Origin of the sequence: Methylobacterium sp. CB376, from assembly GCF_029714205.1 — a bacterium.
GTDB lineage: Bacteria > Pseudomonadota > Alphaproteobacteria > Rhizobiales > Beijerinckiaceae > Methylobacterium.
In genome coordinates this window covers 2,226,312-2,249,741 of the sequence record NZ_CP121648.1, presented here as the reverse complement: position 1 = coordinate 2,249,741, position 23,430 = coordinate 2,226,312, and the positions used below count along the sequence as shown (strand labels likewise).

The window sequence follows — 23,430 nt, the reverse complement described above, 5'->3', positions numbered from 1 at the left end:
CGCCGCTCAGGCGCCCGCGCCGATCCGCCCGATCCCGCCGAGGACGACGCTCCGCCCCTGCAGCATCAGGGCGGCGTCGCGGATCAGGCCGGCGGCGCGCATCGCGGCGGCGCGGGCGCGGCCCGCCTCCAGCGCCGCCGCCACCGCCTCGGGCGGCAGCGGATCGACCCCCACCGTGACGAGCCGCGCGCCGAGATCCGAATCGGGATCGAGGCTGTCGGCCGGCGCGCGGCGGATGCCGGGATGGCCCTTGAGGTCGACCGCGTTGGCGATGAGCGTCGCGGCCGCGTCCGCCGCGGCCGCGTCGCGGGCGAGGACCGTCACCGAATCGGCGATGCCGCGCGAGAAGGAGCGGCCCTGCCGCCCGGAGGTCGCGAGCCCCCCGATCCCGTCCGCGTGCGAGAGCCGCACCCGGCCGTTCAGCGCCGGCACCGGGCCGCGGGAGAAATCCCCCGCCACGCCCACCGCGATCGATTCGCCCTCGGCGAGGTGGAGGGCGATGTCGCCGCCGTCGTTGACGAAGGCCTTGGCGAGGGGCGCCGCGGCCAGCATGGCGGCGAGGAGTTCGTCCGCCACCGCCCCGGCCACGGCCGCCATGGGGGTGAGGAACTCCCGGTGCGGGCGGCAGGCCGCCACCATGCGGCGCGCCACCGCCCCCTCGACGCGCGGCCGCGCGCGCATCGGCCGGCGCAGGGCCGGCAATTCGGCGACGAGTTCGCCGAGCAGCGGCGCGAAGCGCGCCGCCGCCGCCCGGTAGGCCTCCCGCACCGCCGCCTCGGCGCCGTGGGCCCGCAGCACCACGTCGATCGGCCCGTGCTGGAGGTGGACCCGCCCGCCGGGCAGCGCCTGGACGCGCGGCCCCTCCACGGCGCTCAGCCGAGCTTGGCGAGGAGGCGGGTGAGATCCTTCGCCTCCGCCTGGGTCAGGGGATCGAGGGTGCGGGCCGTGACCTCGGCGCCCCGGTTCTTCATGGCCTCGACCACGCCGCGCCCCTCCGCCGTCAGGGCGAGGCGCACGAGGCGGGCATCGTCCGGGTCGGGGGAGGGCCGCAGGAGGCCGCGGGCGGCGAGCCGGCGGGCCACCCCGTTCATCGTCGCCGGATCGATGCCGACCTGCCGCCCGAGCTGGTTCTGCGAGGTCGGCCCGAGGTCGTGGAGCTTCGCCAGGGCGGCGAACTGCACCGGCGTCACGTCGAAGTCGCGCATCACGCTCTCGAAGATCGCCGAGGCGCGCTGGTGCGCCCGGCGGATCAGGTAGCCGATCTGCTCCTCGAGCCGGTAGATCCGCACCGCCTCCGGGTCGACGCGCAGCCCCTCGCGGCGCCGGGGCTCGCTCACGGCCCCCCTCCCTTCGCGGCGGGGCGGGCGGGCCAGGGATTGTCCGGCCGCCACGCCTCGTGGCGGGCGCCCGGCCCCACCTCCCGCAGGAGGTCCGCCATGGCGACGACCTCGCCCAGGTGGCCGCCGAGATCGGCGTAGAGGGCGCGCGGCAGGGTGAACTCGATCGGGGCGACGAGCGCGGGCGTCGGCACGGCGCCGAAGGCGTTGCCGGGCAGGCGCGTGACGTCCGCCATCACGGTGATGCCCCCGCCCGGCCAGACCGTGACCGGCGCGCCGCCCATGGTCACGCGGGTCTCGCCCGAGGCGACCGAGCGGGTGAGGCGCACCGGGTTCTCGGTCACCCCCGCCCGCAGGGACCCGCCCGCGCCGGCCACGAACAGCACCGTGCAGAGGGAGGGCTCGCAATTCTCGCCGATGCGCGCGACCACCGCGCGGATCGCCGGCGGCATCTCGGCCGGGACCGGGGTGAGGCGCTCGTCGAGGACGAGCCAGAGGGCGTGCTCGCCGGTGGTCGAGGTCATCAGCAGCCGCAGGCCCGGCCAGGCCACGGCCGGATCGATCGCCTGGATGATGGCGAGTGGGTCGGCGATGTCGGTGCCGCCCCAGCCGGTGCCGGGATTCGCCACCTGGAAGTAGCGCCCCGGCGTCGAGCGCCGGCCCCGCACGCGGATCCCCGCGGGGCGCATGCCCAGCACCTTGCCGGCCTGATGCTCGGTCAGGACCCCGGTGATGTGGTCGTCCACGACGATGACCTCGTCGGCGTGGCCGAGCCACTGGCGGGCGAAGATGCCGACCGTGGCCGAGCCGCAGCCGACCCGCATGCGGCGCTCCGGCACGCCGTCGACGATCGGCGCGCGGCCGGCCTGGACCACGACCGCGTGGCCCCCGTCGATGGCGAGCGTCGCCGGCGCGCCGGAGCAGAGGGCGAGCAGCGTCTCGCAGGTGACCTGCCCCTCCTTCTTGGAGCCGCCGGTCAGGTGGCGCACGCCCCCGATCGAGAGCATCTGCGAGCCGTACTCGGCGGTGGTGACGTGGCCGACCTCCTCGGCGCCGGCCCGGACCGCGGCGCGCTCGGGCCCGAGATGGCGGTCGGTGTCGATCTTCACCTTCACGCCGCAATAGCTGAAGATGCCCTCGGTCACGACCGTGACGGTCTCGACGCCCTCGTGCTCGCTCGCGACGATGAAGGGGGCGGGCTTGTAGTCCGGATAGGTCGTGCCCGCGCCGATCCCGGTCACGAAGGTTCGGGCCGGATCGGCCCCGTGCCCGTCCCAGGCGGCGGCCCCGAACGGCACCAGCCGGCCGCCCGCCTCGACGGTGTCGTGCAGGAGCACGACCGGGTCGGTGCGCACGAGCCGCCCGTCGCGGTTGGCGTAGCGCGCGCAGGCGCCGGCGCGCCCGGGCCGGATCCGGCACAGCACCGGGCAGGCATCGCAGCGCACGATGCCGTCGCCCTCGGCGGCGCCGAACTTGTTCGCGCGGGCGTCCGGGGAGAGGGGATCGGCGCTCATGGCCGGCTCCGGGCGCGGTGCGGCCGGGGTCCGGACGGCGCGGGCGCGCCTGCGAGTCTCATTCCGCCGCCTCCCTCCGGTTGAGCGCCGCGTGCAGCCGGTGCGGCAGCACCGGCACCCGGGTGAGCCGCGCCCCGGTGGCGTGGCGGATGGCCGACAGGATCGCGGGCGCGGTCGCCACCAGGGCCGGCTCGCCGACACCCTTGGCGCCGTAGGGGCCTTCCGGGTCGGGATCCTCGATGATCCGCACCGCGATCTCCGGCACGTCGCCGACGGTCGGGATCAGGTAGTCGTGCAGGTTCTCGGTGCGGCCGGGGATGAACTCCTCCATCAGGGCGAGGCCGAGGCCCTGCGCGATGCCGCCGTGGATCTGGCCCTCGACCAGGGTCGGGTTGATCGCCCGCCCGACATCGTGCGCGGCGATGATCCGGCTCACCCGCACGGTGGCCAGCACCGTGTCGACCGCGACCTCCGCGAGCTGCGCGGCGAAGCCGTAGGTGGCGTAGGGGATGCCCTGGCCCTCGGCGTCGAGCGCCGTGGTCGGCGGGTCGTACCAGCCCTCGCCGGCCAGCACCGCGCCGGTGGCGTCGGGGGTCAGGCGCGCGAGGTCGATGCGGCGGCTCGCCGGCCCGTCCGCGATGGTGAGCCAGGCCCCGTCGAGGGAGAGCCGCGCCGCCGGCCCCGCATTGGCGAGCGCCAGGATGCGCCGCCGCAGATCCTCCCCGGCGCGCCGCGCCGCGTTGCCCGACACGAAGGTCTGGCGGGAGGCCGAGGTCTTCCCCGCGTCGTAGGTCAGGTCCGTGTCGCCGACCACTTGGCGGAAGCGGTCCGGCGGCAGCCCGAGCGCGTCGGCGGCGATCTGGAGCAGCACCGTGGAGGAGCCCTGCCCGATATCGACGGCGCCGTTGAGGAGGGTGAGCGCGCCGTCCGGCCCGAGCGCGATGCGCATCCGCGACGGATTCGACATCGAGGTGTTGCCGCAGCCGTACCACATGCAGGCGAGCCCGACCCCGCGCCGGATCCGGCCGCCCCCGGCATTGGCGGCCTCGGCCTCGGCGACGAGCCGGAAGAAATCGTCGCGCAGGGCATCGAGGCATTGCGGCAGGCCGGCCGAGGCGTGCAGCACCTGCCCGGACGCCGTCGCGTCGCCGTGGTCGAGGGCGTTGCGGCGCCGGATGGTCCAGCGGTCGATCCCGAGATCCCGGGCGAGGTCGTCGATCAGCGTCTCGGCCGCGATCGTGGCCTGGGGCACGCCGAAGCCCCGGAAGGCGCCGGCCGGGGTGTCGTTGGTGTAGACGGCCCGGGTGCGGTTGCGGACATGCGCCACCCGGTAGGGGCCGGGCGCGTGGACCGGCACCCGGTTGGCGACCGTCGGCCCCCAGGAGGCGTAGGCGCCGGTGTTGAAATCGGCGTCGAGCTCGAAGGCGGTGAAGCGCCCCCGCGCATCCGCCGAGAGCCGGGCGCGGATCGTCGCCGGATGGCGCTTGGTGGTCGCGGCCATGCTCTCGGTGCGCGTGAAGACCATCCGCACCGGGCGCCCGGTCAGCCAGGCCGCGACCGCCAGGATCGGCTGCAGCGAGACGTCGAGCTTGCCGCCGAAGCCGCCGCCGCAGGCGGTGGGCACGATCCGCACCGCGGCCGCGGGCAGGCCGAGGACGCGGGCGACGTCCTCCTGGTCCATCACCGGGGCCTGGGTGCAGGCGGTCACCTCGATGCGCTCGCCGACCCGGCGCGCGAAGCCGGCCTCGGGCTCCAGGTAGGCGTGCTCGACGAAGGCGGTCTCGAAGCTGCCCGAGGCGGTGGCGGCGGCCTCGGCGTGGCCGGCCTCGACGTCGCCGCGGGTCAGCCTGCCGTGGGTGAGCACGTTGTCGGGGACGCAAGCGTGCAGGGACGGGGCGCCGGGGGCGAGCGCCGCCGCGGTGCCGGAGAGGGCCGGGAGCAGCGCGTAGGCGATCGGAAGGTCGGAATCGGGGAAGCCCTCGACGGCCTCGCGGCTGCCGACCAGCGCCGCGACCGGATCGCCGCGCATCCGCACGAGGCCGTCCGCCAGGACCGGCTGGTCCTTGATGTGGGGGAAGACCCCGAAGGAATTCTCGCCCGGGATGTCGCGGGCGGTGAGGATGCGGGCGAGGCCCGGATGCCGGGCGAGGACGGGGGCGAGCTCCCCGAGGGTGAAGCGGGCGGCGGCGTGCGGCGCGCGCACGAGGCGCAGCCAGAGCGCGCCCTCGGGCTGGTGGTCGGCGCCGAACAGGTCGGTGCCCTCGACCTTCGGCCGGCCGTCGACGCGCGCCATCCGGGTTCCGACCGCGGCGCCGGGTTCCGGCGCGGGCGCGGCGGCGCCGCCGCCGCGGGCCACGTCCATGATCGCCTCGACGATCGCCGCGTAGCCGGTGCAGCGGCAGAGCACGCCGCCGATCGCGTCCTCGATCGCGCGCCGGTCCGGCCGCGGCTGGCGCCGCAGGCCGTCCGCGGCCGCGAGGATCATGGCCGGGGTGCAGATCCCGCATTGCGCCGCCCCGCGGGCCAGGAAGGCCTCGCGCAGCCGGTCGATCCAGCCCTCGGGGTCGCGGCCCTCGATGGTGGTCACGGCGCGGCCCTCGGCCTGGGCGATCGGCACCAGGCAGGCGCAGACCTGCTCGCCGTCGAGGAGCACCGTGCAGGTGCCGCAATCGCCGGCCTCGCAGCCGATCTTGGTGCCGGTGAGGTGCAGGCGCTCGCGCAGCGTGTCGGCGAGGGTCGCCAGGGGCGGCGCCTCGACGACGTGGGAGACGCCGTTGACGAGGAGCGTGACGCGCATCAGGCAGCCCTCCGGTCGGTCTCGATCAGGGCGGAGAGGCCGTCCGCCACCAGGGCACGGGCGGCGGCGCGCCGGTAGGCGGCGCTCGCCCGCACGTCGTCGATCGGCGCGAGATCCGCGAGGTGATGGGCGGCGACGAGGCCGGGCGCCGCCGCCAGGGGCACCCCGCGCAGATCGGCCTCGAGGGCGGTGAGGCGGCGCGCCACCGGCCCGCAGGCGCCGACCGCGATCCGGGCCTCCCGGACGCGCCCGTCCGGCCCGGTCTCGACCGCGAGGGCCGCCATGGCGATGGAGATCACGAGGTAGCGCCGCGCCCCGAGCTTCTCGAAATGGCCGCGCCCGGCGCGCTTCGGGATGCGGATCGCCGTGACGAGGTCCTGCGGCCCGACCGCATTGGTCCGGTAGCCGGTGAAGAAATCCCGCGCCGGGACGTCCCGGCCGGAGACCTCGAAGACCGCGTCGAGGGCGAGCAGGTTCGGGATGCCGTCCCCCGCCGGCGAGGCCGTGCAGGCATTGCCGACGAGGGTGCCCCGGTTCTGGATCTGCACCCCTCCGACCGCCCGGCCCGCCCGCTTGAGCCCGTCGAGGAGGGGCGGCAGGTCGGCGCGGATCAGGTCGGTCCAGGTCGCGAGCGCCCCGATGCGCCAGTGGCCGCCCTCCTCGGCGATGCCGCGCAGTTCGGGGATGGCGGAGATGTCGAGGATGTCGGGCTGCGCGGGGTCGCCCCAGGCCCGCCGGGAGGCGGCGGCCGGGTAGAGGTCGGTGCCGCCGGCCAGAACCGTGACGGCCTGCGCGCGGCGGATCGCCAGGGCCTCCGCGAGGGTGGTGGGGCGGAAGTAGCGCATCAGGCGGCCTCCGCGGCCGGCGGGCGGGAGACCGGAATGCCGCGCATCGGAGATCCCGCCCTCATTCCCGCCTCCCCCACAGCGCCTCGGCCTCCTCGGCCGTGTAGTAGCCGCGCCGCACGTCCCGCGCGATCAGGGCCGGATCGCGCTCCCGCGGATCGCCGTAGCCCCCTCCCCCGGGGGTCATGATCTCGACCCGGTCGCCGGCCCGGATGGCGATGTTCTGGTCCTTCGACAGGTGGGCCGGCGTGAAGGTCTCCCCGTCGCGGTGGATGCGCACCACGTTCGGCGCCCCGTCGCCGCCGCCGCGCACCCCGGGCGGGCCGAAGCGGCCGTGATCCATCACGAAGGAGGCCCGCGCCTCCCCGCGCAGCAATTCGACCTCGTAATGCACGCCGAAGCCGCCCCTGTGCGCGCCGGCCCCGCCCGAGCCCTCCCGCAGCGCGAAGCGGCGGAACAGCACCGGGTAATACTGCTCCATCACCTCGACGGGCGCGGTCTTCGAGATGCCGATGGTCGAGCAGCCGTTCGACAGCCCGTCATGCGCGGCATTGCCGCCGTAGCCGCCGCCGGTGATCTGGTACATGACGTAGGGGGATTGCTTCTGCGGGTCGAAGCCGCCGAGGGCGAAATTGCCCGAGGTGCCGGCCGGCGCCGCCGTCACCCGGTCGGGGATCGCCTGGACCAGGGCCAGGAACACGGCTTCCGCGATGCGCTGGCTCACCTCCGCGGCGCAGCCCGAGACCGGGCGCGGGTAGCGGGCATCCAGGAAGGTCCCCTCGGGCCGGCGGATCACCAGGGGCTCGAAGGTGCCGGCATTGATCGGCACGTCCGGGAAGACGTGCTTCACCGCGAGGTAGACCGACGAGACGGTGGTCGCCAGGACCGAGTTCATCGGCCCCCGGCACGGCGGCGAGGAGCCGGAGAAGTCGAAGTGCAGGGTGTCGTCCCGCTTGGTCAGCGTGAGGGCGATGCGCAAAGGCGCGTCCACCACCCCGTCCGAATCGACGAAGGCCTCGCTGGCGTAGGTGCCGTCCGGGATGCGGCGGATCTCGGCCCGCATCCGCTCGGCCGAGCGGATGCGGATCTCGCGGATCGCCGCGTCGAGGGTGGCGCGGCCGACCTTCTCCAGGAGCTCCCGCAGCCGGGCCTCGCCGACCGCGAGGGACGCGGCCTGGGCCCGGATGTCGCCGATCCGCTGGTCCGCGACGCGGATGTTCGAGGTGATGATGGAGAAGATCTCCGGATCCATCGCGCCGCGCTTGAACAGCTTGACCGGGGGCAGGCGCAGCCCCTCCTGCTCGACCTCGGTGGCGTGGGCCGAGAAGCCGCCCGGCACCATGCCGCCGATATCCGGCCAGTGGCCGGTATTCTGGAGCCAGCAGAACAGCTCGCCCTCGACGAAGACCGGGCGCACGAAGCGCACGTCCATCAGGTGCGTGCCGCCCAGGTAGGGGTCGTTGACGATGTAGACGTCGCCGGGCTCCGGGGCGCCGGCCCGGCCCTCGCGGATCAGCCGGATCAGCTCGCCGGTCGAGTGCTGCATCGTGCCGACGAAGACCGGCAGCCCGTACTCGCCCTGGGCGATGAGCGCGCCGGTGTCGCGGTCGTAGATGCCGTCCGAGCGGTCGTCGGCCTCCGCGATCACCGGCGAGAAGGCCGAGCGCGAGAAGGCGATGTCCATCTCGTTGCAGACCTGCTGCAATCCCGCCTGGATCACCGCCAGGGTGAGGGGGTCGAGGGCGCTCATGCGCGGATCCTCAGGTTGCCGATGGCGTCGACGGTCGCGTGCGCGCCGGGCTCGATCACCGTGGTGGCGTCGACCTGCTGGATGACGGCCGGACCGGCGATGCGCGCGCCCTCGGGCAGGCGCTCGCGGGCGTAGATGGCGGCCTCGTGCCAGCGCCCCTCGGCGTGGAGGGGCCGGGTCCCGAGCCGGGCCCCCGCGAGGTCGGTGCGCGCGGCGGGATCGAGCAGGCTCCCGAGCGGGAAGGCGCGGCGGCGGCCGATCACCGAGGTGACGAGGTTGACGAGGACGGCGCGGATCTCCGGCAGCCGGACCTGGAAGCGCCGGAAATAGGCGGCCTCGAACAGCTCCTGCAGCGCCGCGCGGCCGAGGTCGGGCCGCGGCAGCGCGACCCGGATCAGGTGGGTCTGGCCGCGGAACTGCATGTCGGCGCCGTAGGTCACCGTGACCGCCTCGATCTCGGCCCGCTCGGCCTCGATCAGCGCGCGCGCCTGCGCCTCCTGCGCGGCCAGCACGGCGCGGACCTCGTCCATGGCGAGGCCGTCGAGGGGGCGGTTGAGGGTGTTGACCCGGTCCTGGCGCAGGTCCGCCACCAGGCAGCCGAGGGCGTTGGTGAGGCCGGGGCGGGCCGGCACCAGCACCTCCGGGATGCCGAGTTCGCGCGCCAGCGCCACCGCGTGGAGCGGCCCGGCCCCCCCGAAGGCGAAGAGCACGAAGTCGCGCGGGTCGTAGCCGCGGGCGAGGGAGACCATCCGGATCGCCCCCGCCATGTGGACGTTGCCGAGCCGGATCACCGCCGCGGCCGCCTCCTCGACGGAGAGGCCGAGGGGGCGGGCGAGGTCGCGCGCGAAGGCGTCGCGGATCGCCCCGAGGGGAACGCGCTCCCGCACGGCGGTGAGCCCCTCGGGGTCGAGGCGGCCGAGCACGAGGTTGGCGTCCGTCACCGTGGGCCGCGCGCCGCCGCGCCCGTAGCCGACCGGGCCGGGCTCGGAGCCGGCGCTCTCGGGGCCGACCTGCAGCATCCCGGCCCGGTTCACCGCGGCGATCGAGCCGCCGCCGGCCCCGACCGTGTGCACGTCCACCATCGGCAGGTGGATGGGCAGGCCGTAGGCGAGGGTCAGTTCCGCCGAGACTTCCGGCACGCCGCCGGCGATCAGGGCGACGTCGGTCGAGGTGCCGCCCATGTCGTACGTGACGGCGTTCGACAGGCCCGCCTGCGCGAGCGTCGCGGCGGCGGCCATCACGCCGGAGGCCGGGCCCGACATCACGGTCTTGGCGGCCGCCTCGACCACCCGGGCGGCCGGCACCGTGCCGCCGTTGCCGTTCATCACGAGGAGGTCGCGGGCGAAGCCCCCGCCCCGAGTTCGTCCTGCAGGCGGCGCAGGTAGCGGTCGAGGATCGGCTGCACGGCGGCGTTGACCGCCGCGGTGGTGCCGCGCTCGTACTCGCGGAACTCCGACAGGAGCGCGTGGCCGAGGGTGACGTAGGGGTTGGGCCACAGCGCCCGGGCGATCTCGCCCGCCCGCCGCTCGTGGGCCGGGTTGGCGTAGGCGTGCAGGAAGTGGATGACGAGGGCCTCGCAGCCCTCGGCCAGGAGCGCCCGCACGGCCGCCTCCACGGCCGCCTCGTCGAGGGGGATGTGCACCTGCCCGTCCGCCCGCATGCGCTCGGGCACCTCGCGGCGCAGCTCGCGGGGGATCAGCGGCTCGAAGGTGCCGAACAGACCGTAGGGCTTCGGCCGGGTGCGGCGGCCGAGTTCGAGCACGTCCCGGAACCCCGCCGTGGTGACGAGCCCGACCCGGGCGGTCTTGCGCTCCAGCACCGCGTTGGTGGTGGCGGTGGTGCCGTGGATGACGAGGTCGAGGGCGGCGGGCGCGGTCCCGGCCGCCGCGATCGCGGCGAGCACGCCCTCGGCCTGGTTGCGCGCCGTGGTCGGCACCTTGGCGAGCCGCACCCGCAGGGTCCCGTCCGGCCCGGTCTCGGTGAGGAGGAGGTCCGTGAAGGTGCCCCCGACATCGATGCCGGCGACGCGCCTCATCGGGCGGCTCCGCCCGCGCGGCCCCGTCGGCCCGTCGCGCATCCCGTTCCCGTTCCGTGACCGGCCATCCCGCAACCCCGATCGTTCGTCTACGAACGGTCCCGCCGCGCGGTCCCGCCCCGCCTTCCCCGCCTCACACCGTCAGGTACGCGTCCCGCACCGCCTCGTTCGCCTCCAGCTCGGCCATCGCGCCCTCGAAGCGGACCGCGCCCTTCTCGATCACGAAGGCCCGGTCGCAGACCGCCGCCGCGAAGGTCAGGTTCTGCTCGGAGAGCAGCACCGCCAGCCCCTCCCGCTTCATGCGCAGCACCGCCTCGGCCATCTGCTCGACGATGACCGGCGCCAGCCCCTCGGAGGGCTCGTCGAGGAGGACCGCGTGCGGGTTGCCCATCAGGGTGCGGGCGATGGTGAGCATCTGCTGCTCGCCCCCCGACATGGCCGAGGCCCGGCGGCGGCGCATCTCGGCGAGGTTGGGGAAGATCGCGAACAGGCGCTCCAGGGTCCAGGGCGCCCGCCCGTCGGTCGGGCCCTTGCGGCCGACCTCCAGGTTCTCCTCGACCGAGAGATCCGTGAAGATGCGCCGCTCCTCCGGCACGTAGCCGAGGCCGAGGCGGGCGATGCGGAAGGGCTCCCAGCCGGTCACGGCGCGGCCCTCGAAGGCGACGCGGCCTGCCGTCGGCACCAGGAGCCCCATGATCGCCTTGAGGGTCGTGGATTTCCCGGCCCCGTTGCGCCCCATCAGCGCCGCCACCTCGCCGCGGCGCAGGCTGAGCGTCACGCCGAACAGCACCTCTGCCTGCCCGTAGGCGGCGCGAAGCCCGGTCACGTCGAGGAGCGCCTCCATCAGGCCACCTCCCGGCGGGCGCGCAGGGCCGCGGCACTCCCCGCCTCGCCGAGATAGACCTGGCGCACCCGGGCGTCGGCCCGCACCGCCTCGGGCGGCCCGGCGGCGATGATCTCGCCGCGCACCAGGACCAGCACCCGATCGGCATGGCCGAACACCGCCTCCATGTCGTGCTCGGTGTAGAGCACCCCGATGCCCTGGCCGCGGGCGAGGCGGGCGGTGAGGGCCATCAGGCCGCCGCGCTCGCGCGGCGCCATGCCGGCGGTGGGCTCGTCCATCAGCAGGAGCTTCGGCCGCGCGGCCAGCGCCACCGCGAGCTCCACCCGCTTCACGTCGCCGTAGGCGAGTTCGGCCACCGGCCGGTCGGCCTCCGCCCCGAGCCCGACCTCGCCGAGGAGAGCGAGCGCGTCGTCCCGGTACAGGCGGCGCGCGTCGGCGAAGAGCGCCCGGCTGCGGCCGCGATGCGCGACGAGCGCCATCTGGACGTTCTCGGCGACGCTCATCGACACGAAGGTCTGGGCGACCTGGAAGGTGCGCCCGACCCCGGCCCGCCCGATCGCCCGGGCCGGCAGGCCGGTGACGTCCCGCCCCGCCAGGGTCACGCGGCCGGAATTGGGCCTCAGCTGCCCGCCCACCATGTTGAAGGTGGTGGATTTGCCCGCCCCGTTCGGGCCGATGATCGCCAGCATCTCGCCCGCCGCCAGCGTGAAGGACACGTCCCGGGCGGCGGCGACCCCGCCGAAGGACTTGGTCAGGCGGTCGACGGCGAGCAGGGTCACGCGCGCGCCTCCGCGGGGACGGGCCGGCGGCGCCGGCGCAGGAGGTCGGCCGCCCCGGCGAGGCCGTGCGGCAGGGCCAGCACGGTGGCGATGATGGCGAGGCCGAGCAGCAGGCGCCAATAGGCCGCGAGCGGCATCACCGCGTCCTTGAGCGCGTGGAAGAAGCCCGCCCCGACCAGGGGACCCATCAGGGTGCGGATGCCGCCGACCAGCACCATGACCAGGAAGTCGATCGAGGTCGGGATCGCCGCGAGGGTCGGGTCGATCGAGCCCTTCTGGAAGGCGTAGAGCCCCCCGGCGAGGCCGGCCGCGCCGCCCGCCAGGGTGAAGGCGAGCCAGCGATGCGTGCGGGTGTCGAGCCCGATCGCCTCGGCGCGGGTGGCGGAATCGCGGGCGGCCCGCAGGCCGTAGCCGAAGGGCGCGAAGACGATCCGGCGCAGCGCCGCGATGCACGCGAGGGTCGCGGCCGCCACGAGGTAGAAGTAGGTGGTGCGGCCGGCGGCCCAGGCGGAGGGCCAGACGCCGACGAGGCCGTTGTCGCCCCCCGTCACCTCCACCCACTGGAAGCCGATCGCGTAGACGATCTGCGCGAAGGCCAGGGTCAGCATGGCGAGGTAGATCCCCGACAGCCGGACGATGAAGAAGCCGAACAGGGCGGCCCCGAGCGCGCCCGCGAGCGGCGCGGCGAGGAGCGCGAGCTCCATCGGCGCCCGCAGCGGCCCGGTGACGAGGAGCCCGGCCGCGTAGGCGCCGAGGCCGAAATAGGCGGCGTGGCCGAAGGAGACGAGGCCGCCGACGCCGACCAGGAATTGCAGCGAGAAGGCGGCGAGCGCGAAGACCAGGATCTCGGTCGCGACCTTGACGAGGTAGGCGTCGCCGACGAGCGGGACCGCCAGCAGGGCCGCGACCGCGAGCCCGGTCAGCGCCGCCTCGGCGGGGCGGAAGGGCCGCAGGTGCAGGATGCCCTCGGGCAAGCGGCCCGACGCGGCGATCTCGGGCCGGCCGAGCAGGCCCCAGGGCTTGACCACCAGCACCACTGCCATCAGGGCGAAGACGAGGACCAGGGTGGCCTTGGGCAGGAGCAGGATGCCGAAGGCCTGCAATTCGCCGATCAGCAGGGCAGCGAGGAAGGCGCCCGGCACCGAGCCCATGCCGCCGATCACCGTGACCACGAAGGCGTCGGTGATCACCGCGAGGTCCATGTGGCCGTTGGCCGGCACGCGGGGGATCTGCAGCGCGCCGCCGAGCCCGGCCAGAGCCGCGCCGAGGAACAGCGTGAGGGTGAAGAGCCGCGCCTGGTTGACGCCGAGCGCCCCGACCATGTCGCGGTCCTGGGTGGCGGCGCGGATCAGGATGCCGAAGCGGGTGCGGTGCATCAGGAGCCAGAGCAGCCCGAGCAGGGCCGGCCCGATCCCGATCAGCACGAGGTCGTAGGCCGGGAAGCGCTGGCCCAGGATCTCGACGCCGTGGCGCAGGGAGGGCGCCCGCGGCCCGGCGAGGTCGACCGGCCCCCAGATCGCCAGCACCAGATCCTCGACGATCAGCACCACGCCGAAGGTGGCGAGGAGCTGGAACAGTTCGGGCACCCGGTAGAGGCGGCGCAGCAGCAGCACCTCCACCGCGACGCCGATCAGCCCGACGAGGAGGGCCGCGAGCAGCACGCCGAGGAAGAAGGAGGCGGGCGTGTAGCTCAGGTCGAGGAGGCGCGGGACGAGCGAGACCGCCAGGTAGGCCCCGAGCATCGTGAAGGAGCCGTGCGCGAAGTTCACGATGCGGGTGACGCCGAAGACCAGGGTCAGGCCCGAGGCGATCACGAACAGCGACGCGGCGCTGGCGAGGCCGGACAGGGCTTGCAGGACGAGGAAGGAAGGGTCCATGCGCTCGCGTCGCTCATCGTGTCCCCTCCTCCCGGCCGGGAGGGGGGTCCGGCATCCCGGGTCAGGCCTTGCGGGCCGCCCTCACCTCCGCCTCGGGAAACAGGTAATCCGCCCCGTCCGCGTAGCGGACATTGCGCATCGTGCCCTTGCGCCCGTCGAGGGCCGTCTCGCCGATCCAGGCGCCGAGCGTCGATTGGTGGTCGAGGGCGCGCATCGTGACCTTCCCGGCGATGGTCTCGGAGGTCAGCCCCTCGAGGGCGGCGATCAGCGCCTCCGTGTCGGTGGACTTCGCCGTCTCCAGGAGGTCGCGGATCATGTGGACCACGACGTAGCCGAGGAGCGAGCCGAGCCGCGGCGTGTCGGAGAACCGGGCCCGGTAGGCGGCCACGAATTCCCGGTGGCCGGGGGTGGCGATGGTCTCCCACGGATAGCCCGTGGTGATCCAGCCCTCCGGCGTCTCGTCGCCGAGCGGGATCATGTATTCGGGCTCGCCGGTGAGCAGGCTCGCCACGGTCCGCTTCTCGAACAGGCCGCGGGTGTTGCCCTCGCGCACGAAGGCCGTGAGGTCGGCCGCGAACAGCACGTTGAACAGCCCGTCCGCCCTCGTCTGCGCCAGGGCCCCGACCGTCGCGCCGGCGTCGATCTTGCCCAGGGCCGGATATTGCTCGCCCACGACCTCGAAGCCCGGCACCGCCGCGCCCATCAGCCGCTTGAAATTCGCCGCGGCCGATTGGCCGTACTCGTAGTTCGGGGCGACGATCGCCCAGCGCTTGACGCCCCGCCCCTTCACGGCCTCGACGAGCATCTTCGTCTGCATGTAGGTGCTGGGCCGGACCCGGAAGGTGTAGCGGTTGCCCCCGCCCATCGTCAGCGCGTCGGTGAGGGGCTCGGTGGCCAGGAACATCACCTTGCGCTGGTTGGCGAAATCCGCCACCGCGAGGCCCACGTTCGACAGGAAGGTGCCGCACAGGAAGGCGACGTTCTCGCGGGTGAGGAGCTCCTCGGCCACCCGCACGGCGTCGCCCGGCGTGGAGCCGTCGTCCCGGAAGACCATCTCGATCGGGCGTCCGCCGAGGGCCTTGATGCCGCCGGCCCGGTTGATCGCGTCCTGCGCGAGCAGCATCGCGTTCCGGTAGGGACCCGCGAAGGCCGCCATGCGCCCGTAGGAATTGAGCTCGCCGATGCGGATCGGGCCCTCGGCGGCCCGCGCGGCCCGCAGCCCGAACGGGGCCGCGGCGAGCCCGCCGACCACGGCGCGGCGAGAGAGCGGGGGCAGGCTCATGACACGAATCTCCGGCATCGACGGGTGTCGACACGACTATCGGGCGCGTCGCCGAATGTCTGCAAGTCGTTCGTGTACGAACGATACGATGCTCCGGGGCGAGCGCAAGAGGTGGGGCTGCGGAAATGTCGGGCGGGCCGTGATGCGGGAATGGGCAGGGCGGGACGCCGCGCCTCCGGGCCCCGGCCGGCCCGCCCATCCGAAACCAATCGCCTTTCGCATCCCGCCGCTTGTCTTCGCTTTCGGGCTCACCTAGGTTCGTTTCGCGCGAGAAGCGAAAGGGCCCGCGAGCCCGAATCTGGCGGGCCTGAATCTGGGAGGCGTCCTTGAGCCTGCGGCCCGAGCAGCCCGGCCTCTACGACCTCGCCGTGATCGGCGGCGGCATCAACGGCACCGGCATCGCCCGCGACGCGGCCGGACGGGGCGCGTCGGTCGTGCTGTTCGAGCAGGGCGACCTCGCCGGCGGCACCTCCTCGGCCTCCACCAAGCTGATCCACGGCGGCCTCCGCTACCTGGAGCACCGCGAGTTCCGCCTCGTGCGCGAGGCGCTGATGGAGCGCGAGGTGCTGTGGGCCAGCGCCCCCCACATCGTCTGGCCGCTGCGCTTCGTCCTGCCCCACCTGCCCGGCCTGCGGCCGGCCTGGCTCTTGCGCCTCGGCCTGTTCCTCTACGACCATCTCGGCGGCCGCAGGCTGCTGCCGGGCACGCGCAGCCTCGACCTCGCCCGCGACGAGGCCGGCGCGCCCCTCAAGGCGGGGTTCCGGCGGGCCTTCGAGTACTCGGATTGCTGGGTCGAGGATGCGCGCCTCGTCGTGCTCAACGCCCGCGACGCGGCCGCCCGCGGGGCCGAGATCCGCACCCGCACCCGGGTCGTGGCGGCCGCGCGCGGGCCCGCGCACTGGGAGCTGACCGTCGAGGCCGGGGGACGGCGCGAGACCGTGCGGGCCCGCATCCTCGTCAACGCCGCCGGGCCCTGGGTGTCCGAGGTGCTCACCGGCGTGGTGCGGGCGAACGCGGCGGCGGGGGTGCGCCTCGTCCAGGGCAGCCACATCGTGGTGCGCCGGCTCTTCCGGCACGACCGCGCCTACATCTTCCAGAACCCGGACGGGCGCATCGTCTTCGCGATCCCCTACGAGCGCGACTTCACCCTGATCGGCACCACCGATCGCGACTACCGGGGCGACCCCGCCGCGGTCGCGGCGAGCGAGGAGGAGATCGCCTACCTGTGCGCCGCCGCGAGCGAGTACTTTCGCGAGGCGATCCGGCCGCAGGACGTGGTCTGGACCTATTCGGGCGTGCGCCCGCTCTACGACGACGGCGCCGGCAAGGCCCAGGAGGCGACGCGGGACTACGTGCTGACCCTCGACGCGGGCGGGGACCGCGCGCCCCTGCTCTCGGTCTTCGGCGGCAAGATCACGACCTACCGGCGCCTCGCCGAGGCGGCCCTGGAGCAGCTGCGCGACCACCTCGGCGCCGCCCGCGCGCCCGCCTGGACGGCGCGGGCGCGGCTGCCCGGGGGCGACTTCCCGGCGACCGGCTACGCGGCCCTGGCGGCGGCGATCCGGCGCGAGTACCCCTTCCTGGACCCGGCCCACGCCGCCCGGCTGGTGCGGGCCTACGGCACCGAGGCGCGCGAGATCCTGCAGGGCGCCAGCGGCCCGGCCGATCTCGGCCGGGTCTTCGGGGCCGACCTGACCGAGCGCGAGGTGCGTTACCTGATGCGGCGGGAATGGGCGGTCGGCGCCGAGGACGTGCTGTGGCGGCGCTCGAAGCTCGGGCTGCGGCTCAGCCCGGCCGAGGCGGCGGCGCTCGACGGGTTCATGCGCGGGGACGCGGCCGCGTCCTCGGCGGCCTGAGGGAGGGCGCCATGGGCCTCGTGCTGGAGGGCGTGACGAAGCGGATCGGGGCGCGGACCCACCTCCACCCGGTCGACCTGTCGCTCGCCGCGGGCTCGCTCACCGTGCTGCTCGGCCAGACGCTGGCGGGCAAGACCTCGCTGATGCGCCTGATGGCGGGGCTCGACGTCCCGAGCGAGGGCCGCGTGCGCACGGGGGGCCGGGACGTCACCGGCTGGCCGGTGCGGCGGCGCAACGTGGCGATGGTCTACCAGCAATTCATCAATTACCCGTCCCTGACCGTGTTCGAGAACATCGCCTCGCCGCTGCGGGTGGCGCGGCTGCCGCGGGCGGAGATCGAGACCCGGGTGCGCGAGGCGGCGCGGCTGCTGCGGCTCGACCCCTACCTGCAGCGGCGGCCCCTGGAACTGTCGGGCGGCCAGCAGCAGCGCACCGCCATCGCCCGGGCGCTGGTCAAGCGGGCCGACCTCGTGCTGATGGACGAGCCGCTGGCCAATCTCGACTACAAGCTGCGCGAGGAATTGCGGGAGGAGCTGCCGCGCATCTTCGCGGCGACGGGGGCGATCTTCGTCTACGCGACGACCGAGCCGGCCGAGGCCCTGCTGCTCGGCGGCCACACCGCGACGCTGCACCAGGGCCGGGTGACGCAGTTCGGCCCGACGGCCGAGGTCTATCGCCGGCCGGACGACCTCGTCACCGCGCGGGTCTTCTCCGACCCGCCCCTCAACACGCTCGCCGGGACCAAGACAGGCGGGCGCGTCGCCCTCGCGACGGGCGGGCAGGCCCGCGCCGCCGGCCCCCTCGCGGCGGTGCCGGACGGACCCTACACGCTCGCCATCCGCGCCCATCACCTCTCCCTCGACCCGCTCGGGCCGGAGGCGATCACGGTCCCGGCCAGCGTCGAGGTGGCGGAGATCACCGGCTCCGAGAGCTTCGTCCACGTGGCGGCGGGGGAGCACCGCTTCGTCGTGCAGCGGCCCGGCGTGCGCCGGCTCGAGCCCGGCACGGCGGTGAGCGTCCACCTCGACCCGCACCACCTGCTGCTGTTCGACGAGGCCGGGCGGCGGGCCGCGGCGACGCCCGCCCAGGCGGCGGCCTGACGGGGCGGCCATGGCCCGCATCACCCTCGACCACCTCGCCCATTCCTACCGGCCGCACCCCGCCGGGCCGCAGGATTACGCCCTGCGGGAAATCGATCACGTCTGGCGCCAGGGCGGGGCCTACGCGCTGCTCGGCCCCTCCGGCTGCGGCAAGACCACCCTGCTCAACATCATCTCGGGGCTGGTGGTGCCGACGCGCGGGCGCATCCGGTTCGACGACCGCGACGTGACCGCCCTGCCGACCGAGGCGCGCAACATCGCCCAGGTCTTCCAGTTCCCGGTCGTCTACGACACCATGACGGTGCGGGAGAACCTCGCCTTCCCGCTGCGCAACCGGCGGGTGCCGGCGGCCACGATCCGGGCCCGCGTCGAGGAGATCGCGCGCCTCCTGGACCTCGGCCGCCTCCTCGACCGCCGGGCGCAGAACCTGACGCCGGACCTCAAGCAGAAGATCTCCCTCGGGCGCGGCCTCGTGCGGCCCGACGTGGCGGCGATCCTGTTCGACGAGCCGCTCACCGTCATCGACCCGCACCTGAAATGGCGCCTGCGCTCGACGCTGAAGGAGCTGCACCGCAAGCTCGACCTGACGATGATCTACGTCACCCACGACCAGACCGAGGCGCTGACCTTCGCCGACACGGTCGTGGTGATGCATGACGGCGCCGTGGTCCAGACCGGCACGCCCGAGGAGCTGTTCGACCGCCCGGCCCACACCTTCGTCGGCCACTTCATCGGCTCGCCGGGCATGAACCTGCTGCCCGCGCGGGTCGAGGGCCGCACGGCGCTGGTCGAGGGCCACGCGATCCCGCTCGCCCGCGCCTATCCGCCCCTGCCGGGGGGCCGGATCGAGCTCGGGGTGCGGCCGGAATTCGCCGCGCTCACGGCCCGCGGCCCCGGCCTGCCGGTGCGGGTGAGGCGCGTCGACGATCTCGGCCGCCTCCGGCTCGCCCGGGTCGAACTCGCCGGCAGGCCCCTGGTGGCGACCCTGCGCGAGGGCGAGAGCCTGGACGGGGACGAGGCCGCGCTCAGCCTCGATCCGCGCCGGATCCACATCTACGCGGACGGGGCGCTGGTGCCCGGGGAGGCGGCGTGATGGCGCGGCGCGTCGGACGGCCGGGAGGGCCCCGCCCATGACCAAGACCGTCAACCAGAAGGCCTGGCTCCTCGTCCTGCCGGTCGTCCTCGTCGTCGCCTTCTCGGCGGTGCTGCCGTTGATCACCGTGGTGAACTACTCGGTCCAGGACACGTTCGGGAACAACCAGTTCTTCTGGAACGGGCTCGGCTGGTTCCAGGAGCTGCTCGACCCCTCGACCCAGTTCGGCGAGCGCTTCTTCGACGCGCTCTGGCGCAACCTGCTGTTCTCTGCCCTGGTGCTGCTGACCGAGGTGCCGCTCGGGATCGCGGTGGCGCTGGCCATGCCGCGGGAGGGCCGCGCCGTCGGCTTCTGCCTCGTGGTGATGGCGCTGCCGCTGCTGATCCCGTGGAACGTGGTCGGCACCATCTGGCAGGTCTTCGCGCGCGGCGATATCGGGCTCCTCGGCGCCGCCCTGACCCGGCTCGGCCTCGACTACAACTTCGTCGGCGACCCGCTGGCGGCCTGGGCCACCATCCTGGTCATGGATGTCTGGCACTGGACGAGCCTGGTGGCGCTCCTCTGCTACGCCGGCCTGAAGTCGATCCCGGACGCCTACTACCAGGCCGCCCGCATCGACGGGGCCTCGCGCCTCGCCGTGTTCCGCACCATCCAGCTGCCCAAGATGCGCCGCGTCCTGCTGATCGCCGTGCTGCTGCGCTTCATGGATTCCTTCATGATCTACACCGAGCCCTTCGTGCTCACCGGCGGCGGCCCCGGCAACGCTACCACCTTCCTGTCGATCGACCTCGTGAAGCTGGCGCTCGGGCAGTTCGACCTCGGCCGCGCCGCCGCGATGTCGCTCGTCTACAACCTCATCATCCTCAGCGTGTGCTGGGTCTTCTACACGGTGATGACCCAGGCCGGGACCGGCGCCGGGGCGGGCGCGGAGGACGAGCCAGCGGCCGCGACGATCCCGCCCGCCGCCCGCCTCGACCTCGACCGGAGGGCGGCCTGATGCGCGCGCGCACCCTCGTCATGGCGCTCTACCTCGTCTTCCTGGTGCTGCCGATCTACTGGCTCGTCAACATGAGCCTGAAGGCCAACACCGAGATCACCGGGGCCATGACGCTCTGGCCGCGCGAGATCACGTTCGACAACTACCGCAAGATCTTCACCGACCCGAGCTGGTACGGCGGCTACCTCAACTCGCTGTCCTACGTGGCGATCAACACGGTGCTGTCGCTCGGGCTGGCGCTGCCGGCGGCCTACGCCTTCTCGCGCTACAGCTTCCTCGGCGACAAGCACCTGTTCTTCTGGCTGCTCTCGAACCGGATGGCGCCGCCCGCGGTCTTCGCGCTGCCGTTCTTCAACCTGTACTCGGCGGTGGGCTTGTTCGATACGCCGTGGTCCGTGGCGCTCGCCCATTGCCTGTTCAATGTCCCCCTCGCGGTCTGGATCCTCGAAGGCTTCATGTCCGGCGTGCCGCGGGAGATCGACGAGACGGCGGCGATCGACGGCTACGCCTTCCCGCGCTTCTTCGTGCGGATCTTCATGCCGCTGATCGCCTCGGGCATCGGGGTGGCGGCGTTCTTCTGCTTCATGTTCTCCTGGGTCGAGCTGCTGCTCGCGCGCACGCTCACCTCGGTGAACGCCAAGCCGATCGCCGCCACCATGACCCGCACGGTCTCGGCGGCGGGCATGGATTGGGGGCTGCTGGCGGCGGCGGGCGTGCTCACCATCGTTCCGGGCGCGCTCGTGATCTGGTTCGTGCGCAACTACATCGCCAAGGGCTTCGCCCTCGGGCGGGTGTGAGGGGGACAGCGATGCCCGATCTCGCCTGGATGGCCTGGACCTGGGAGACCGCCGCCTTCTTCGCGGCGATCCTGTCCCTGCTCCTGGTCATGACGGTGCTGGCGATCCTGCGGCCCGAGACGCCGCGGGTCGGGATCCTGCGCATCCCGACCACCCGGGGCGACCGGCTGTTCCTGACGCTCCTCGGCGCCGCCTTCATCCACCTCGCCTGGCTCGGCCTCGTCGGTCCGAGCCTCGAATGGGCGCTCGGCCTCTCGCTCCTGTACGGCGCGGCGCTGTTCCGCTTCGCCTGAGGCCGCGCGCCGCCCACCCCACCGACGACCCGAGACCGCCGGGGCAACAACCTTGAGGCAGAGACTTCAAGGCAGAGACTTCAAGGGAGGAGAAGAAAGCCATGACACGCCACAGCCGCGCCCTGCTCCACGGTGCGAGCGCGCTCGCGCTCGGCGCCGCCCTCGCGCTCGGCCCCGCCGCCCCCGCGCGGGCCGGCATGGAGGAGGCCAGGCGCTGGGTCGAGACCGAGTTCCAGCCCTCGACGCTGTCCAAGGACGAGCAGCTCAAGGAGATGCAGTGGTTCGTCGACGCGGCGAAGCCCTTCGTCGGCCAGGAGATCAACGTCGTCTCCGAGACCCTCACCACGCACGAGTACGAGGCCAAGACCCTGGCCAAGGCCTTCACGGAGATCACCGGGATCAGGATCCGCCACGACGTCATCCAGGAGGGCGACGTCGTCGAAAAGATCCAGACGCAGATGCAGTCGGGCAAGAACATCTACGACGGCTGGATCAACGATTCCGACTTCATCGGCACCCACGCCCGCTACAACCAGACCGTCAACCTGACCGACTGGATGGCCGGCGCGGGCCGGGACGTCACCCTGCCGAGCCTCGACGTCGAGGATTTCATCGGCAAGTCGTTCGGCACCTGGACCGATGGCAAGCTGTTCCAGCTGCCCGACCAGCAATTCGCCAACCTGTACTGGTTCCGTTACGACTGGTTCCAGCGCCCCGACCTCAAGGAGAAGTTCAAGGCCAAGTACGGCTACGAACTCGGCGTGCCGGTGAACTGGTCGGCCTACGAGGACATCGCGGAATTCTTCACCAACGACGTGAAGGAGATCGATGGCCAGCGGGTCTACGGCCATATGGATTACGGCAAGAAGGACCCGTCGCTGGGCTGGCGGTTCACCGACGCGTGGCTCTCGATGGCCGGCAACGGCGACAAGGGCATCCCGAACGGCAAGCCGGTGGACGAGTGGGGCATCCGCCTCGACGGCTGCCGGCCGGTCGGCTCCTCGGTCGAGCGCGGCGGGGACACCAACGCCCCGGCCTCCGTCTACGCCGTGACCAAGTACGTCGAGTGGCTGAAGAAGTACGCGCCGCCGCAGGCCGCCGGCATGACCTTCTCGGAATCCGGGCCGGTGCCGGCGCAGGGCAACGTCGCCCAGCAGATCTTCTGGTACACCGCCTTCACGGCCGACATGGTCAAGCCCGGCCTGCCGGTGGTGAACCCGGACGGCTCGCCGAAATGGCGCGTCGCGCCCTCGCCGCACGGCGCCTACTGGAAGGAGGGCATGAAGCTCGGCTACCAGGATGCCGGCTCGGTCACGCTGCTCAACTCCACCCCGGTCGAGCGCCGCAAGGCCGCCTGGCTGTACCTCCAGTTCATCAACTCGAAATCGGTGAGCCTGAAGAAGAGCCACGTCGGCCTCACCTTCACGCGCGAGAGCGACATCTGGGACAAGTCCTTCACCGAGCGGGCGCCGAGGCTCGGCGGGCTGATCGAGTTCTACCGCTCGCCGGCCCGGGTGCAGTGGACGCCGACCGGCGTCAACGTGCCGGACTACCCGAAGCTGGCGCAGCTCTGGTGGCAGAACATCGGCGACGCCTCCTCGGGCGCCAAGACCCCGCAGGCGGCCATGGACGCGCTCGCGGCCGCCCAGGACGACGTGATGGCCCGGCTCGAACGCTCCAAGGTCCAGGGCGAGTGCGGGCCGAAGCTCAACCCCAAATCCTCGGCCGAGGAATGGTACAAGAGGGCCGAGACGAGCGGCACCATCGCGCCCCAGCGCAAGCTCTCCACCGAGAAGCCGAAGGGCGAGACGGTGGATTACGACACGCTGATCAAGAGCTGGCCGGCCTCGCCGCCGCGCCGCAGCTGACCGGGCGGGGCCGGGCGCGCCCGGCCCCTCGCTTCCCCGGCACCGACCGCCCCGGTAGGATCGGGCGGAACCAGGGAGACCCCCATGGCAACCTACACGGCCAAGGAAGCCGCCGCGCGCCTGCCCGAACTCCTGGACCGGGCGGCGGAGGGCGAGGAGGTGGTGATCACGCGGCCGGACGGCGAGCCCGTCCGCCTCGTGGCCGAGGATCAGGAGTTGGTCGCGCCGGGACCGGTCACCGAAGCCGAGATCGCGTGGTTGCGCGCGAACAGGGTGACGCTCGCGGAGCCGGTCGGCTTCACCGCCCGCGTCCGCGAAATGCGGGACGAAGACCCTTGAGCCGCGTCTACCTGGACCCAACCTCCT

The 23,430-nt window shown here is 73.6% G+C and carries 18 protein-coding genes and 1 pseudogene; 8 read left to right on the top strand and 11 right to left on the bottom strand.

Annotation, left to right across the window (positions count from 1 at the left end; all coding sequences use genetic code 11):
• Nucleotides 1–6 precede the first annotated feature (6 nt).
• From QA634_RS10070 to QA634_RS10020, 11 genes and pseudogenes are all read right to left on the bottom strand, one after another.
• Nucleotides 7–867: a hypothetical protein gene (locus QA634_RS10070; RefSeq protein ID WP_012331860.1), complete on the bottom strand. Its 861-nt coding sequence runs from the start codon at nucleotides 865–867 to the stop codon at nucleotides 7–9.
• Between the two features lie 5 nt (nucleotides 868–872).
• Nucleotides 873–1,337, bottom strand: coding sequence for a MarR family winged helix-turn-helix transcriptional regulator (locus tag QA634_RS10065; RefSeq protein ID WP_012331859.1), 465 nt, complete (start codon nucleotides 1,335–1,337; stop codon nucleotides 873–875).
• Nucleotides 1,334–2,851 (bottom strand): hypothetical protein, encoded by a 1,518-nt coding sequence (locus QA634_RS10060; protein ID WP_012331858.1) that lies wholly within the window; start codon nucleotides 2,849–2,851, stop codon nucleotides 1,334–1,336. Before QA634_RS10060 ends, QA634_RS10065 begins: the two co-directional genes overlap by 4 nt.
• A gap of 58 nt (nucleotides 2,852–2,909) precedes the next feature.
• On the bottom strand, nucleotides 2,910–5,648 hold the full coding sequence (locus QA634_RS10055; RefSeq protein ID WP_012331857.1) for a molybdopterin-dependent oxidoreductase: 2,739 nt from the start codon (nucleotides 5,646–5,648) through the stop codon (nucleotides 2,910–2,912).
• Nucleotides 5,648–6,493: an FAD binding domain-containing protein gene (locus QA634_RS10050; RefSeq protein ID WP_012331856.1), complete on the bottom strand. Its 846-nt coding sequence runs from the start codon at nucleotides 6,491–6,493 to the stop codon at nucleotides 5,648–5,650. The genes QA634_RS10055 and QA634_RS10050 overlap by 1 nt, the downstream gene beginning before the upstream one ends.
• Before the next feature lie 61 nt (nucleotides 6,494–6,554).
• On the bottom strand, nucleotides 6,555–8,243 hold the full coding sequence (locus tag QA634_RS10045; protein WP_012331855.1) for a hydantoinase B/oxoprolinase family protein: 1,689 nt from the start codon (nucleotides 8,241–8,243) through the stop codon (nucleotides 6,555–6,557).
• Nucleotides 8,240–10,320, bottom strand: a pseudogene (locus QA634_RS10040) (hydantoinase/oxoprolinase family protein). The gene QA634_RS10045 and the pseudogene QA634_RS10040 overlap by 4 nt, the downstream one beginning before the upstream one ends.
• Nucleotides 10,321–10,411: 91 nt before the next feature.
• Complete coding sequence (locus QA634_RS10035; protein WP_012331853.1) at nucleotides 10,412–11,122, bottom strand: ABC transporter ATP-binding protein; 711 nt, start codon at nucleotides 11,120–11,122, stop codon at nucleotides 10,412–10,414.
• Complete coding sequence (locus tag QA634_RS10030; protein ID WP_012331852.1) at nucleotides 11,122–11,901, bottom strand: ABC transporter ATP-binding protein; 780 nt, start codon at nucleotides 11,899–11,901, stop codon at nucleotides 11,122–11,124. The genes QA634_RS10035 and QA634_RS10030 overlap by 1 nt, the downstream gene beginning before the upstream one ends.
• The gene (locus QA634_RS10025) at nucleotides 11,898–13,778 is read right to left on the bottom strand and encodes an ABC transporter permease (protein WP_012331851.1); all 1,881 of its coding nucleotides are present in this window, start codon (nucleotides 13,776–13,778) and stop codon (nucleotides 11,898–11,900) included. Before QA634_RS10025 ends, QA634_RS10030 begins: the two co-directional genes overlap by 4 nt.
• 61 nt (nucleotides 13,779–13,839) lie before the next feature.
• Entirely contained in the window at nucleotides 13,840–15,060 is a 1,221-nt protein-coding gene (locus QA634_RS10020; RefSeq protein WP_012331850.1) for an ABC transporter substrate-binding protein, read from the bottom strand.
• Between the two features lie 326 nt (nucleotides 15,061–15,386).
• On the opposite strand from QA634_RS10020, the gene glpD reads away from it, so the two are divergent.
• The 8 genes from glpD to QA634_RS09980 all read left to right on the top strand — a co-directional run bounded on the left by glpD (nucleotide 15,387) and on the right by QA634_RS09980 (nucleotide 23,403).
• On the top strand, nucleotides 15,387–16,916 hold the full coding sequence (gene glpD / locus QA634_RS10015; protein WP_012331849.1) for a glycerol-3-phosphate dehydrogenase: 1,530 nt from the start codon (nucleotides 15,387–15,389) through the stop codon (nucleotides 16,914–16,916).
• An 11-nt stretch (nucleotides 16,917–16,927) separates the two neighbouring features.
• Nucleotides 16,928–18,016: an ABC transporter ATP-binding protein gene (locus QA634_RS10010; protein WP_012331848.1), complete on the top strand. Its 1,089-nt coding sequence runs from the start codon at nucleotides 16,928–16,930 to the stop codon at nucleotides 18,014–18,016.
• Between the two features lie 10 nt (nucleotides 18,017–18,026).
• Nucleotides 18,027–19,109: an ABC transporter ATP-binding protein gene (locus QA634_RS10005; protein ID WP_012331847.1), complete on the top strand. Its 1,083-nt coding sequence runs from the start codon at nucleotides 18,027–18,029 to the stop codon at nucleotides 19,107–19,109.
• Between the two features lie 37 nt (nucleotides 19,110–19,146).
• Complete coding sequence (locus tag QA634_RS10000; RefSeq protein ID WP_012331846.1) at nucleotides 19,147–20,106, top strand: carbohydrate ABC transporter permease; 960 nt, start codon at nucleotides 19,147–19,149, stop codon at nucleotides 20,104–20,106.
• Nucleotides 20,106–20,903, top strand: a complete 798-nt coding sequence (locus QA634_RS09995; RefSeq protein ID WP_012331845.1) for a carbohydrate ABC transporter permease — start codon at nucleotides 20,106–20,108, stop codon at nucleotides 20,901–20,903. Before QA634_RS10000 ends, QA634_RS09995 begins: the two co-directional genes overlap by 1 nt.
• 11 nt (nucleotides 20,904–20,914) lie before the next feature.
• Nucleotides 20,915–21,196, top strand: a complete 282-nt coding sequence (locus QA634_RS09990) for a DUF2160 domain-containing protein (RefSeq protein ID WP_012331844.1) — start codon at nucleotides 20,915–20,917, stop codon at nucleotides 21,194–21,196.
• A gap of 101 nt (nucleotides 21,197–21,297) precedes the next feature.
• Complete coding sequence (locus QA634_RS09985) at nucleotides 21,298–23,064, top strand: ABC transporter substrate-binding protein (RefSeq protein WP_012331843.1); 1,767 nt, start codon at nucleotides 21,298–21,300, stop codon at nucleotides 23,062–23,064.
• 84 nt (nucleotides 23,065–23,148) lie between these two features.
• Nucleotides 23,149–23,403 carry a type II toxin-antitoxin system Phd/YefM family antitoxin gene (locus QA634_RS09980; RefSeq protein ID WP_012331842.1) on the top strand — a complete coding sequence of 85 codons (255 nt, stop codon included), beginning with the start codon at nucleotides 23,149–23,151 and terminating at the stop codon, nucleotides 23,401–23,403.
• Nucleotides 23,404–23,430: the final 27 nt, after the last annotated feature.

What these genes read in the sequence shown, in the direction of transcription:
- QA634_RS09980 (WP_012331842.1), top strand. Translation starts at nt 23,149, where the DNA reads ATGGCAACCTACACGGCCAAGGAAGCCGCCGCGCGCCTGCCCGAACTC.
- QA634_RS10000 (WP_012331846.1), top strand. Translation starts at nt 19,147, where the DNA reads ATGACCAAGACCGTCAACCAGAAGGCCTGGCTCCTCGTCCTGCCGGTC.
- QA634_RS09985 (WP_012331843.1), top strand. Translation starts at nt 21,298, where the DNA reads ATGACACGCCACAGCCGCGCCCTGCTCCACGGTGCGAGCGCGCTCGCG.
- QA634_RS10055 (WP_012331857.1), bottom strand. Translation starts at nt 5,648, where the DNA reads ATGCGCGTCACGCTCCTCGTCAACGGCGTCTCCCACGTCGTCGAGGCG.
- QA634_RS10005 (WP_012331847.1), top strand. Translation starts at nt 18,027, where the DNA reads ATGGCCCGCATCACCCTCGACCACCTCGCCCATTCCTACCGGCCGCAC.
- QA634_RS09995 (WP_012331845.1), top strand. Translation starts at nt 20,106, where the DNA reads ATGCGCGCGCGCACCCTCGTCATGGCGCTCTACCTCGTCTTCCTGGTG.
- QA634_RS10020 (WP_012331850.1), bottom strand. Translation starts at nt 15,060, where the DNA reads ATGAGCCTGCCCCCGCTCTCTCGCCGCGCCGTGGTCGGCGGGCTCGCC.
- QA634_RS10035 (WP_012331853.1), bottom strand. Translation starts at nt 11,122, where the DNA reads ATGGAGGCGCTCCTCGACGTGACCGGGCTTCGCGCCGCCTACGGGCAG.
- QA634_RS09990 (WP_012331844.1), top strand. Translation starts at nt 20,915, where the DNA reads ATGCCCGATCTCGCCTGGATGGCCTGGACCTGGGAGACCGCCGCCTTC.
- QA634_RS10045 (WP_012331855.1), bottom strand. Translation starts at nt 8,243, where the DNA reads ATGAGCGCCCTCGACCCCCTCACCCTGGCGGTGATCCAGGCGGGATTG.
- QA634_RS10010 (WP_012331848.1), top strand. Translation starts at nt 16,928, where the DNA reads ATGGGCCTCGTGCTGGAGGGCGTGACGAAGCGGATCGGGGCGCGGACC.
- QA634_RS10025 (WP_012331851.1), bottom strand. Translation starts at nt 13,778, where the DNA reads ATGGACCCTTCCTTCCTCGTCCTGCAAGCCCTGTCCGGCCTCGCCAGC.
- QA634_RS10050 (WP_012331856.1), bottom strand. Translation starts at nt 6,493, where the DNA reads ATGCGCTACTTCCGCCCCACCACCCTCGCGGAGGCCCTGGCGATCCGC.
- QA634_RS10060 (WP_012331858.1), bottom strand. Translation starts at nt 2,851, where the DNA reads ATGAGCGCCGATCCCCTCTCCCCGGACGCCCGCGCGAACAAGTTCGGC.